The following is a 12,336-nucleotide window of genomic DNA, read 5'->3' as shown; positions in this document are numbered from 1 at the left end:
GGTTACTTCTCGATAACACCCACTCAAGTAGTTTACCTAAGCCTTTTGTTGTATTTTCAAAGCGCGCTTTATCTCTGGTGGAGTAAATAAAAGCATCTACCACAGATTTACTTACGTCAATACCGATAACTTCTTTAATTTCCATAAATTTAAAATGTTTTAAAAATGGTTACTTAGACTAAAGCCTTTAAAAGAAAGTATCTAAAATTCTATCTGGTCCTAGGTAACCTGGTTAATAAAGAACGGAGACTAATGCTATGCCTGGCTCGTTAGGCTATACCGCTACAAAGTTCACTCCGTTCTTTTTTATTATCAACAATTTAAGTAAGTTATCAGTCTCCCCCAAACCCCCTCTTTTCAACATCATTATCGACATTTATTATTAGTTTTATTTTCAGAAAACAAATCTAAAGGCATCGCTACGGTGAAACTTAAAAATACAACGTAGTGCTTGGTTTTGCACCAGTTTAAAGCCGTAATAGATTTTATAATGCATAATCCGGGTTAAAGCTCATATTCCAAATTATACAGTTGTTTCTGTATCATATCCTCATGGACTGTTTGCTCTAAAATGATGTTCTTTTTGATTTTTTCTTCTTGATCGAAAATGATATGAAATTTGACTAGATAAAATAGACTTTTTAAAAGTAATAGTATTGCTACAGATGAAAAGTAACGAAATATGGATAAAAATTTTAGCCGTTTTTAAGGGAACAGAAACAAGATCAGTTCAATAATTAGTGTTTCTCTTGAAAATAATAGAAATTAATAATTTTCTCTATTTAAAAAGCTTCAGCTATTCCCAGATATAGATTATTAGTGCCATTACCAAATCCCCAGTCTAAACGGATATTTAGATGTTCAGATTTATCAAGCATCCATCGTAGTCCTGCACCATAGTTAGGCTTTAAGTTCTTAAATTTGAACGTATCAATATTTGAATATACATCACCTGCACCTACAAAAGCAACAGCTCCCCATCGACTTTGACCAAATCGTTTTCTATATTCTACCTGGGTAGCTAGCAAATCACGATCTACAAATCTACCTTCTTGGTAACCGCGCATAATTTCGCTACTTCCAAAAAATGAATATTCAGAAAAAGGTTGGTCATCTCTTACTGTACGTCCTACAAACTGAAATGCCAACACATCATTATTTCGTTCAGATATTTTGAAGAAATGACGTAGATCTAAACGTGTTAGATTAAAGGTATGTGTGCCTCCGAGTATTTCAAAATATTCTCCGTGCGTAAACTCCATATACCATCCTTTTTGCGCATTTAATATAACGTCACGGCTATCATAGAGGGCAGCAACTTCTGCTCCCATTGATGTAGAACCATCAAAACCTTCAGGACGATTGGTATCTATAAGGCCTCCTTGCTTAACAGTAGTATTAAAAATATGATTATATCGTAATCCTGCACCTATAAATAGGTAGCGAGTAAAAAGTTGTTTTAGAAAAATAGGTTCAAACAAAAATTGTGTATAATCGTATTGCTCCTCAGCAGATTCTGGAGTATTGCTTCCTATCCCATAATAGATTCTTGGATAATTTTGAAATAATAGATTTCCTTCTATGACCCATTTTTCTTGATTGGTAAAAACTTCAAAACCAGAAAAAAGAAAAAATTGGTTGTTCAAGGTGTATTGAGCCGTGATAGGCATATTGGATACCCGTGTTTCTTCACCACTTCCTTTAAATTTAAATAAATATTTTGCACCAACACCAAAACCAAAATCAGTTTCTGGAGAATAACTCACAACGGGTGCTGCTATAAATTTACTAAGGTAAATAGAAGAATCTTTTGCTACCGCTTTTTGATTTGGATAAAATGTAAAAAACTCTTTAAGTCTTTCAACTTCTTGCCCTAATAAAGAGCCTGGTAAAAAGATGCATAGTAGTGAAAACTTTACTATTTTACATTTAAACGATGTTGTCATATGGCTTTAAGATTTGAACTTGTGTAGCAATAATACAGTATTCTATACATTAACCTTAGCTTTTATGATTTTTTTTGCTTTATGCAAGATGAAATATTGAAAAACAGATACTAAAGGGGTTCTGCCTCGAAGGTAATTGATGTACACGATGCTACAAGCTTTAAATACTAGAAAATTTGCTTCAGAACTCATCTTAACTTTGTATAATTGGTTGCAAAATGATCTTTTTTATTTACTTTTAACATTCTTGAGTTTCGTAGCAGAGACTATGTAACAAAAAAATGCTTTAGTATAAAATTAGTTTTCGGCCCAAGATACCTCATAAGTTTACTTCAAGGGCACTCGTATTTTTTGAAGACATGATAAAGCTATCGCGAGTACACAGTAAAAGATCTGTTAGCATTTTAAAATCTGACAGATCTTATATAATCCGTGTGGTAAATGTGTTTTAATCTTTTAAAATACTTCGTGAAATTACGATTTTTTGTATTTCGCTGGTTCCTTCATAGATCTGAGTAATTTTTGCATCTCGCATTAAGCGTTCGACATGGTATTCTTTTACAAAACCATTACCACCATGAACTTGTACCGCTTCGACAGTAACATCCATGGCTACTTGTGAAGCATACAATTTGGCCATAGCCCCAGAGAGGTCATAGTTTTCATGATTATCTTTATCCATGGCGGCTTTGTAAACCAACATTCTTGCAGCTTCAATTTGAGTGTGCATATCAGCAAGTTTAAAGGCAATAGCTTGATGATTCATTATTTCGGTACCAAAAGCCTTTCGAACTTTGGCATATTCTTTAGCGAGTTCATATGCGCCCGCAGCGATACCTAATGCTTGGGCGGCTATACCAATACGTCCTCCAGCAAGAGTTTTCATAGCAAATTTAAATCCAAAACCATCATCACCGATACGATTTTCTTTAGGCACTTTTACGTCGTTAAAAATAAGCGAATGTGTATCACTACCTCGAATACCTAACTTGTCTTCTTTTGGACCAATTTCAAAACCTTCCCAGCCTTTTTCAACGATAAAAGCGTTGATTCCCCGGTGTTTTTTTTCTTTATCGGTCTGGGCGATGACTAGGTAATAATCAGAACTTGCTCCATTGGTAATCCAATTTTTAGTTCCGTTTAAGATATAATGATCGCCTTTGTCAATGGCAGTTGTTTTTTGTGAAGTTGCATCACTTCCGGCCTCTGGCTCTGATAAGCAAAAGGCACCAATAGATGCTCCGGTGGTCAATTTAGAAAGGTATTTTTCTTTTTGCTCTGGTGTACCATAGGTATCAAGTCCCCAACATACCAATGAATTGTTGACAGATACAATTACAGATGATGATGCGTCTATTTTGGATAACTCTTCCATTACCAAAACATATGAAAGTGTATCCATGCCACCGCCGCCATACTCTGGAGAGGCCATCATTCCTAAAAATCCAAGATCTCCCATTTTTTTAACTTGTTCTTTCGGAAACTCTTGTTTATTGTCACGTTCAATTACTCCAGGTAATAATTCGGCTTTAGCAAAATCACGAGCAGCATCTCGTATCATTACTTGTTCTTCGGATAATTTAAAGTCCATATTTCATCGTTATTTACTGTGCGTGCATAACACGCGATTTGTACATTTTAATAAAAATAAATCGAGATAAACCGGTTATTTTTAATAATCTTACAAATATAAGTGATAATATGATAGTTTTAATGTTTTTTTTGTTTTTTGATGAGACCTAAATTTTTAGATGTATATCTATCATTTTTGATACACTAAAGGTATGATTTTAACGCTGGCAAGTTATTTTGAGGTTACTCTTTGAAACGGTAAAAAAAACATTTCTTGAAAGAAGTTTTACATAGCGAATTCAAATCCAAATGACCTGGTAAAACACAGGAATATTCTTTAAATAATTTTAGTTGCATTTAGGTCTTTGCCATATTAAGTTTTTTATATTTGTGAAGTTACTTTTGACTTAATTTTATGAATGCTATTACCCTTGTGCTATGAATCAACTCTAACCTCCGCGAGAGGAGGATTATTTTAATTTGAATGGAGGCAGCAGTCTACAGTAGTGTTGAAAAAAGAAAGTATATAAAATGAGTTGAAATTTTATTCATGAAAGATTTATTAAAAAAATACGAAAATAAAGCGCCAGAAATTGTTTTTAACTGGAAAGACGCCGAAACTGAAGCAGAAGGCTGGACCGTTATTAATTCTCTTCGTGGTGGTGCAGCAGGTGGTGGTACAAGAATGCGAGTGGGATTAGATATGAACGAAGTACTCTCTCTGGCCAAAACCATGGAGGTAAAGTTTACCGTATCTGGACCAGAAATAGGAGGTGCTAAATCTGGAATCAATTTTGATCCAAATGACCCAAGAAAGAAGGATGTGCTAAAACGATGGTATAAAGCGGTATCTCCATTACTTAAAAGTTATTATGGCACAGGTGGTGATCTTAACGTCGATGAGATTCATGAAGTTATACCTATAACTGAGGAATGTGGAGTATGGCATCCGCAAGAAGGCGTTTTTAGTGGTCATTTTCAACCTACAGATGCCGATAAAATTAATAGAATCGGTCAATTACGACAAGGGGTTATCAAAGTGTTAGAAAACACCACATTCTCACCAGATGTTTCTCGTAAATATACCGTGGCCGATATGATTACGGGATATGGAGTTGCAGAAGCTGTAAGACATTACTACGACATTTACGGAGGAAATGTAGAAGGAAAAAAAGCAGTAGTACAAGGTTTTGGTAACGTAGGATCGGCAGCGGCTTATTATCTTTCTGAGATGGGTGCAAAAGTTGTGGGAATTATCGATCATGCCGGTGGTTTGATCAATGAAGATGGTTTTACTTTTAATGAGATAAAGCAATTATTTTTGAATAAAATAGGCAATAAGCTATATCATGATGACCTTATTCCGTTTGAAGAGTTAAACCAAAAAATCTGGTCGTTACCTACAGCCATTTTCGTTCCTTGTGCAGCATCCAGGCTAATCACCAGAGATCAAATTAATCAAATGATTGCTTCAGGATTAGAAGTGATATCTTGCGGGGCCAATGTACCTTTTGCTGATCAAGAAATATTCTTTGGTCCTATTATGGAATCGACCGACGAACGCGTGAGTTTAATTCCTGATTTTATTTCTAATTGTGGTATGGCACGAGTGTTTTCATATTTTATGGAGCGAAAAGTGCAAATGACAGATGAAGCTATTTTCAAAGACACTTCAGAAACCATAAAAAAAGCAATTCAAAACATTTACAGTAATAACCGAACAACAACAAATATAAGCAAAACGGCATTTGAGATTGCACTCACTCAATTGCTGTAATATTAATCCTATAACCAAGTACAAACTATGTTTAAATATTTTCTAGGTAGTAGTCCGAAATGGTTTAAAACCGTCATGATCGGATTTTTGATTTTTAATGTATTTTCTTTTTATATTTTAGGTCCAATGATCACGGCATGGCTATTTATTGGGGAGTTTATTTTTACTCTTGCTATGGCATTGAAATGCTATCCATTGCAGTCGGGGGGTATCTTAGCGATAGAAGCTTTAGCCTTAGGTTTAACACACCCCATGTACAAAATAGATCATGATACTCATAACATTGTTGTTGACGAAGCTGGAAATCCTGTATTAGGAGGCGTTTACCTAGAAGTAGTACAAAACCTAGAGGTGATCCTCTTGCTGGTGTTTATGGTGGCCGGAATCTACTTTATGAAACCCCTATTGATGTATATTTTTAGTAAAGTTTTTACTAAAATTAGATCTAAATTGGTGTTATCCTTGTTATTTGTATTTCTGTCTGCTGTATTATCAGCATTTTTAGACGCATTAACAGTAACCGCGGTATTAATTAGTGTTGCTGTAGGGTTTTATGGGGTGTACCATAAAATCCATTCGGGTACCGGAGATTATGACGAAAGTGGAGTGTTGGATAGAAAAGAATTAAGTGGTGAAACTCTTGAGCAGTTTAGAAGTTTTCTACGAAGCTTGGTTATGCATGGTGTAGTAGGGACGGCTCTGGGAGGGGTCTGCACCTTAGTAGGTGAACCTCAAAATTTACTGATCGGAGAAAGAATGGGATGGGATTTTATTGAGTTCTTTTTAAATATGGCTCCTATAACGCTTCCGGTTCTAGCAGCAGGAATGTTAACTACGGTAATTTTGGAAGCTACAGGTTCCTTTGGATTTGGGGCAAAATTACCCGAAGTAGCTCGAAGAATAATAGAAAGTTATACTGAAGAAGAAGACGCGAATAGGTCTGATCAATCTAAGTACGGATTGATTATACAAGCAGTTTCTGCCATACTTTTAATTGTTGGTTTGGCATTACACATAGCTCCGGTAGGATTTATAGGCTTAGCTCTAATTATAGTACAAACTGCATTTATGGGCATCACAGATGAACATCAACTGGGGCCTGCTTTTGAAGAGGCACTACCGTTTACAGGCCTATTAGTGGTGTTTTTTGTTATCGTGGCGATGATTCATGATCAACATCTTTTTTCTCCTATTATTGATTGGGCGCTGCAACTAAAACCAGAGGATCAGCCTGCGATGTTTTATGCAGCAAATGGTATATTATCTATGATTAGCGACAATGTATTTGTAGCAACAGTATATATTGGAGAAGTGAAACAAGCTTTTGATAGCGGAGCGATTTCTCGAGAACAATTTGAAAAATTAGCTATCGCTATTAATACGGGTACAAATTTACCTAGTGTTGCAACACCTAATGGTCAGGCAGCGTTCTTATTTTTATTAACCTCTTCTTTAGCGCCATTAATAGGATTGTCTTATACAAAAATGGTAAAAATGGCATTACCTTACACTATTGTGCTTGGAGGTGCAGGTTTATTAGGGATAATCTATGTGTTATAACACTATATTATATACTTAACCTACAGAAATAACGTTAGTATACTAACACTAAATTGACAAAACTAAAATGATGAATTTATCCATGCTTGGTGCTATAACCCAAAACACTCAAGAAATTAAACCAGAAATAGAACAGAATTCACTTTCAATTATGGATCTGCTGTTTAGCGGAGGAACAGGAGCAGTAGTGATTATTTCTATTCTTTTCGTTTTACTTTTTGTTGCCGTTTATATTTACTTTGAAAGATTATTTGCCATAAAAGCAGCATCAAAGTACGATGAAAGTTTTATGAGTAAAATACGAGACAATGTGGCCAGCGGAAAGATTGAAGCTGCAAAAATTTTATGTGCTCAAACCAATAATCCGGTAGCCCGATTAACCGAGAAAGGAATCTCTAGGATCGGACATTCTTTAGAAGATATAAACAAAGCTATAGAAAATGCTGGTAGACTTGAAGTGTATAAGCTCGAAAAAAATGTTAGTATTTTGGCTACGGTAGCGGGAGCTGCGCCTATGATAGGCTTTTTGGGAACAGTTATTGGTATGATTTTGGCATTTCATAACCTGGCATCAAGTTCAGGAACTGCAGATATGGGAGTACTGGCCGAAGGTATTTATACAGCAATGACCACTACAGTTGGTGGACTGGTTGTAGGTATTGTAGCCTATATAGGATACAATCATTTGGTAGTACGTACCGATAAGGTAGTTCATAGTATGGAGGCCAACGCAGTAGATTTCCTTGATTTGTTAAACGAACCTGCTTAATATGAATCTAAGAGGAAGAAATAAAGTAAGTCCAGAGTTTAGTATGTCATCTATGACTGATATCGTATTTTTACTATTGGTATTTTTTTTACTCACATCACCGGCTATAACACCAGAGGCTTTGGATCTAATTCTGCCAAAAGCGAAAGGAAAAAGTTCAAATGTGCAAAATATATCGGTTAGTATTACAAATAAACTTCAGTATTATGTAGATGATGAGCGTATTAGTCAGAGTAGATTAGAGTCGACCTTGGTATCGCGCTTACAAGGACAAAATGAGCCTACCATCATACTTCGTGCAGAAGAAGGCGTGCCGATCGAAAAAGCAGTTAGTGTTATGGATATTGCAAACCGAAATAAATTTAAAGTGATACTGGCAGTTAAACCAGATTAGAATGCTAAAATTAGATACAAAACATAAAAGAAAGTCCTTTGTGCTCACACTGTTACTGCACCTAGGGCTTATTTTTTTGTTGTTCTATCTAAGTCTTAATTATATAGATCCTGAAGAAGAAAGTGGTATTGCAGTAAATTTCGGAACCACTGCTGTAGGTTCGGGTAAAATTCAACCTAATACACCGAGAAAAACAGCTCCCAAGAAAACAACTTCACAAGTATCCTCTCCACTTCCGGAAGAACCACAAGATGATTCTCCAAATATTAAAGAAAAGGTAGTTACTCAGGATATGCAAAATGCTCCCATAGTCGATCAAAAAAAGAAAAAATCTCAAAAAAAAATTGAAAAACGTAAAGAGAAACCCATAAGAAAAACAGCGCAAAAATCCACGGAAAATCCAGTAAAAGAAATTTCAGAAAAAAAGGCCGAAGAGAAGATACCTGATCCCAAACCTGACAAATCAACTTTGGATATTTTGAATAGCTTTTCTAACGGGCCTAAAAATGACGGTACTGCCAAAGGTGGAGAAGGAAACGATAGGTTGCAAGGCGATAAAGGAAATCCAGAGGGGAATCCCAACGCCAAATCGTATTATGGAAACGGAAAAGGACTTGATGGGGATGGAAACTATCGATTAGGCGGTCGCAAAGCATTAAATAAAGAAAAGTTTGTACAGGATTGTAACGAATCTGGTATTGTAGTAGTGAAAATTGAAGTTAATCAAAGTGGAAATGTAATTAAGGCAACTCCTGGAGTTAAAGGAACTACAAATAGTGCATCGTGTTTGACGCAGCCGGCTAAAAGAGCCGCATTAGCCACAAAATTTAATAGTGATGCCAATGCGCCGATAAAACAGGTGGGAACGATAATTTACCAATTTAAACTTTCCGAATAAATGCTATATGAATTATAGGGAGATACTGGATTGGATGTTTACACGCTTGCCAATGTATCAACGCCAGGGTGCAAGTGCTTATAAAATTGATTTAAATGCCACAATTCGATTGGCTACTTATCTTGGAGACCCTCATAAAAACTTTAAATGCATACATGTAGGTGGTACAAATGGCAAAGGATCAACAAGTCATATGTTGGCCTCTGTATTACAAGAAGCCGGGTATCGTGTTGGGTTGTATACATCCCCGCATTTAAAAGATTTTAGGGAGCGTATTCGGATTAACGGGAATAAGGTTTCAAAGGAATATGTGATTGATTTTATACAGGAGCATCAGCCTTATTTTGAAACCAATCAATTGTCTTTTTTTGAAATGACTGTAGGAATGGCGTTTCAATATTTTTCAATGTCTAAAGTAGATATTGCAGTGATTGAAGTTGGTCTTGGGGGTAGATTGGATTCAACAAATATCGTAACACCAGAGGTTTCAGTAATAACGAATATAGGCCTGGATCATACAGAATTTCTAGGAGATACGTTAACCAAGATAGCTATCGAAAAGGCAGGGATTATCAAACAGAATAAACCTGTTGTCATTGGGAAAGCAACTTCAGAAACTAAGCATGTATTTATCGAGAAGGCAAAATTAACGTCTAGTGACCTTTATTTCGCATCTGAGTACGCAAAAGAAGGGTATACCACGGATTTGAAAGGAAATTATCAAAAAGAAAATGTAAAAACGGTCTTACAAGCCATTGCTGTCTTAAAGAGTCGGGGGTGGAAACTAAATGATAAACATGTTCAAAAAGGACTTAATAGCGTAACGGCGAATACTGGATTGCTGGGTAGGTGGCAGATTTTAAACGAGCAACCTAAAGTCATTTGTGATACAGCACATAATATAGATGGTTTACAGATGGTTTTGCATCAATTGCAGCAAGAAACTTATGAAACACTTCATATGGTTATGGGGTTGGTGGCTAACAAAAACCTTGAAGCTATTTTACCACTTTTTCCAGACACGGCTGTCTATTATTTTACAAAACCTAATATCTCAAGGGGATTAAATGAAAAATTTTTGAGAAAGCAAGCAGAGAAATTTGGTTTAGTAGGAAAGGATTATCCATCGGTAGCAGAGGCTTATCACACTGCTTTACAGAAAGCTACAAAAAAGGATGTCATATATATAGGTGGTAGTACTTTTGTAGTTGCAGAAATTATTTGATTTTTCTCTGTAATTCTTTTGGTAGACCGTAAAACTGTCTTATATTTGCATCCGCAATCGCAAGATAGCGGGCGCTTAGCTCAGTTGGTTCAGAGCACTTGGTTTACACCCAAGGGGTCGGGGGTTCGAATCCCTCAGCGCCCACATAATTTACAAAAACCTGTAAATCATTGATTTACAGGTTTTGTTTTTTGTAAAAAATTGTAAACCTTTTTATGTCAAAATATTAAACCCGGTTTATGCATTAGAATTTCGTAATGAGGGTTGAAAATGCCATAAAACCAAGTGTTTTCTAAGTTTCAGCATACCGCTACGGTGAAACTTAAAAATACAACGCAGTGCTTGGTTTTGCAGCAATTTAAAGCCGTAATAGATTTTCTAATGCATAAAGCGGGTTAAAGGTTCGAACTTCAAGTAATTTTTATTTTTTTCACGAAGAGCATCTATACAGCTGATTTCTTCTTGATTATTTATACTCGAAAGCATATAAAATTAAATAAACAGCTATTTTTATATGTAAATACATATATTTTTTTATATTCGTTACAAATTATATCTAAAAACATATAATTATGAGTTTAGCAACATTTGTCAAAGAACGTAGAAAATCAGTTGGTTTAACGCAATCGGAGTTTGCAGAACGCGCAGGCGTAGCTTTGACGGTAGTAAGAAAAATTGAACAGGGTAAAACCAATTTGAATATGGAAAAAGTAAATCTTGTTCTAAAAATGTTTGGACATGAATTGGTTCCTGTTCCTAGTATGTCATTACAAAAAACAACTATAAATGAGAAAAGCTAGAATTTTATATAACAATACTTTATCTGGCGTATTGATGGAAACGGATGATGGTGAATATCTTTTTCAATATGATCAGAAATATATAGAGCAATATTCAACTCAATTTATAACATTTACTATGCCAGTTAGACAGGAACCCTATCGTGATAACAGATTATTTCCTTTTTTTGAAGGCTTAATTCCTGAAGGGTGGCTATTAGACATTGCTTCAAAGAATTGGAAGATCAATAAAAATGACAGGATGGGACTTTTATTAGCCTGTTGCCGAAATTGCATTGGAGCAGTAAGTGTACATCCTATTAATTTAAATGATGATGAATAAGTGTTTATACTGTTACCAGGAATTGAAGGATTCTAAAGATTTTCATGAGCATTGTGCAAAGACCTTCTTTGGAACAACAGAAGTTCCTTTGCTAGATTATACATTGGATCAGATGTCAGAGCTAGCTAAAAATGTAGTAGAAAGAAGCATATCGGTACCGGGAGTTCAGGCAAAACTATCCATGTCATTAGTAAATGAAGTTACGAATAATCATCACAATAGACTTACTGTAGTTGGAGCATTGGGCGGAGATTTTATTTTTAAACCACCAAATGACAATTATCCAGAAATGCCAGAGAATGAGCATGTGACTATGCGAATAGCTGAGGCATTCGGAATAAATACAGTCCCATCTACCTTAATTCGGTTAAAATCGGGCGAATTATCATATTTGACCAAGCGCATTGACAGGGAATTAGATGGAACAAAAATTCATATGCTTGATATGTTTCAAATCACAGAGGCATTTGATAAGTACAGAAGTTCTATGGAACGGATTGGAAAATCTTTAGGTATGTATGCCAGTAATACATTATTAGATAAATTATACTTTTTTGAAATTACGCTTTTTTCTTTTTTAACAGGAAATAACGATATGCACTTGAAAAATTTTTCTATGATTCAAGCAAATTCTGGATGGTCATTAGCTCCTGCTTACGACTTATTAAATGTAGCGATTGTTAATCCTGACGATACCGAAGAGTTAGCTTTGACTTTGGCTGGTAAAAAGAAAAAGTTCACGAAAGCACATTTTGAAGAATTCGGACAAAGTCTGGGTCTAACATCTAAACAAATTGAAGGAGTATTTAAACGTTTCCGAAAACATCAAAAAAAAGCAGCTATCTGGATTGAAAACTCATTTTTATCTAATGATCTGAAACCAAATTACCTATCTGTTTTAGAAGAACGTTATGACAGGATTTATGCTAATAGATAATCGAGCTTACATGTTTACAAATACTTTGATTTTGAAATAATTGACTCTATGTCCTTCACTAAAAAGTTCGAACTTTTTCCCTCAGCGCCCACCAAAAGAGAATCTTCATTATTGTAATGTTGATTCTCTTTTTTAT

Annotated in this window: 11 protein-coding genes and 1 tRNA gene; 10 read left to right on the top strand and 2 right to left on the bottom strand. The window is 35.3% G+C overall.

Annotated features, from left to right (window positions below; genetic code table 11):
- Nucleotides 1-782 precede the first annotated feature (782 nt).
- Together J8281_RS02840 and J8281_RS02835 are read right to left on the bottom strand one after the other, a co-directional pair.
- Nucleotides 783-1,946 carry a BamA/TamA family outer membrane protein gene (locus tag J8281_RS02840; RefSeq protein ID WP_210196058.1) on the bottom strand — a complete coding sequence of 388 codons (1,164 nt, stop codon included), beginning with the start codon at nt 1,944-1,946 and terminating at the stop codon, nt 783-785.
- Between the two features lie 448 nt (nt 1,947-2,394).
- Nucleotides 2,395-3,537: an acyl-CoA dehydrogenase gene (locus tag J8281_RS02835; protein ID WP_210196057.1), complete on the bottom strand. Its 1,143-nt coding sequence runs from the start codon at nt 3,535-3,537 to the stop codon at nt 2,395-2,397.
- Between the two features lie 531 nt (nt 3,538-4,068).
- On the opposite strand from J8281_RS02835, the gene J8281_RS02830 reads away from it, so the two are divergent.
- From J8281_RS02830 to J8281_RS02785, 10 genes are all read left to right on the top strand, one after another.
- The gene (locus tag J8281_RS02830; RefSeq protein WP_210196056.1) at nt 4,069-5,295 is read left to right on the top strand and encodes a Glu/Leu/Phe/Val dehydrogenase dimerization domain-containing protein; all 1,227 of its coding nucleotides are present in this window, start codon (nt 4,069-4,071) and stop codon (nt 5,293-5,295) included.
- A 27-nt stretch (nt 5,296-5,322) separates the two neighbouring features.
- Nucleotides 5,323-6,855, top strand: a complete 1,533-nt coding sequence (gene nhaB / locus J8281_RS02825) for a sodium/proton antiporter NhaB (protein ID WP_210196055.1) — start codon at nt 5,323-5,325, stop codon at nt 6,853-6,855.
- 82 nt (nt 6,856-6,937) lie between these two features.
- Nucleotides 6,938-7,624, top strand: a complete 687-nt coding sequence (locus tag J8281_RS02820) for a MotA/TolQ/ExbB proton channel family protein (RefSeq protein ID WP_210196086.1) — start codon at nt 6,938-6,940, stop codon at nt 7,622-7,624.
- A 1-nt stretch (nt 7,625) separates the two neighbouring features.
- Complete coding sequence (locus J8281_RS02815) at nt 7,626-8,018, top strand: biopolymer transporter ExbD (RefSeq protein WP_210196054.1); 393 nt, start codon at nt 7,626-7,628, stop codon at nt 8,016-8,018.
- Between the two features lies 1 nt (nt 8,019).
- A complete protein-coding gene (locus tag J8281_RS02810) occupies nt 8,020-8,916 on the top strand; it encodes an energy transducer TonB (RefSeq protein WP_210196053.1) in 897 nt (298 codons plus the stop codon).
- Between the two features lie 7 nt (nt 8,917-8,923).
- Nucleotides 8,924-10,141 carry a folylpolyglutamate synthase/dihydrofolate synthase family protein gene (locus J8281_RS02805; protein WP_210196052.1) on the top strand — a complete coding sequence of 406 codons (1,218 nt, stop codon included), beginning with the start codon at nt 8,924-8,926 and terminating at the stop codon, nt 10,139-10,141.
- A gap of 69 nt (nt 10,142-10,210) precedes the next feature.
- Nucleotides 10,211-10,285 (top strand) — tRNA-Val (locus J8281_RS02800).
- Nucleotides 10,286-10,710: 425 nt separating this feature from the next.
- The gene (locus tag J8281_RS02795; RefSeq protein WP_210196085.1) at nt 10,711-10,941 is read left to right on the top strand and encodes a helix-turn-helix domain-containing protein; all 231 of its coding nucleotides are present in this window, start codon (nt 10,711-10,713) and stop codon (nt 10,939-10,941) included.
- Nucleotides 10,928-11,263 (top strand): HipA N-terminal domain-containing protein, encoded by a 336-nt coding sequence (locus J8281_RS02790; RefSeq protein ID WP_210196051.1) that lies wholly within the window; start codon nt 10,928-10,930, stop codon nt 11,261-11,263. The genes J8281_RS02795 and J8281_RS02790 overlap by 14 nt, the downstream gene beginning before the upstream one ends.
- Before the next feature lie 22 nt (nt 11,264-11,285).
- Nucleotides 11,286-12,200: a HipA domain-containing protein gene (locus tag J8281_RS02785; protein WP_371812570.1), complete on the top strand. Its 915-nt coding sequence runs from the start codon at nt 11,286-11,288 to the stop codon at nt 12,198-12,200.
- Nucleotides 12,201-12,336 lie beyond the last annotated feature (136 nt).

The sequence above is a fragment of the Aquimarina sp. U1-2 genome (assembly GCF_017897595.1).
Lineage (GTDB): Bacteria > Bacteroidota > Bacteroidia > Flavobacteriales > Flavobacteriaceae > Aquimarina.
The sequence above is the reverse complement of the archived record's forward strand: the minus strand, read 5'-3'. Positions and strand labels throughout refer to the sequence as shown.

Excerpts from the sequence above, each read along its gene's own strand:
- J8281_RS02840 (WP_210196058.1), bottom strand. The coding sequence starts at position 1,946 with ATGACAACATCGTTTAAATGTAAAATAGTAAAGTTTTCACTACTATGC.
- J8281_RS02835 (WP_210196057.1), bottom strand. The coding sequence starts at position 3,537 with ATGGACTTTAAATTATCCGAAGAACAAGTAATGATACGAGATGCTGCT.
- J8281_RS02830 (WP_210196056.1), top strand. The coding sequence starts at position 4,069 with ATGAAAGATTTATTAAAAAAATACGAAAATAAAGCGCCAGAAATTGTT.
- nhaB (WP_210196055.1), top strand. The coding sequence starts at position 5,323 with ATGTTTAAATATTTTCTAGGTAGTAGTCCGAAATGGTTTAAAACCGTC.
- J8281_RS02820 (WP_210196086.1), top strand. The coding sequence starts at position 6,938 with ATGCTTGGTGCTATAACCCAAAACACTCAAGAAATTAAACCAGAAATA.
- J8281_RS02815 (WP_210196054.1), top strand. The coding sequence starts at position 7,626 with ATGAATCTAAGAGGAAGAAATAAAGTAAGTCCAGAGTTTAGTATGTCA.
- J8281_RS02810 (WP_210196053.1), top strand. The coding sequence starts at position 8,020 with ATGCTAAAATTAGATACAAAACATAAAAGAAAGTCCTTTGTGCTCACA.
- J8281_RS02805 (WP_210196052.1), top strand. The coding sequence starts at position 8,924 with ATGAATTATAGGGAGATACTGGATTGGATGTTTACACGCTTGCCAATG.
- J8281_RS02790 (WP_210196051.1), top strand. The coding sequence starts at position 10,928 with ATGAGAAAAGCTAGAATTTTATATAACAATACTTTATCTGGCGTATTG.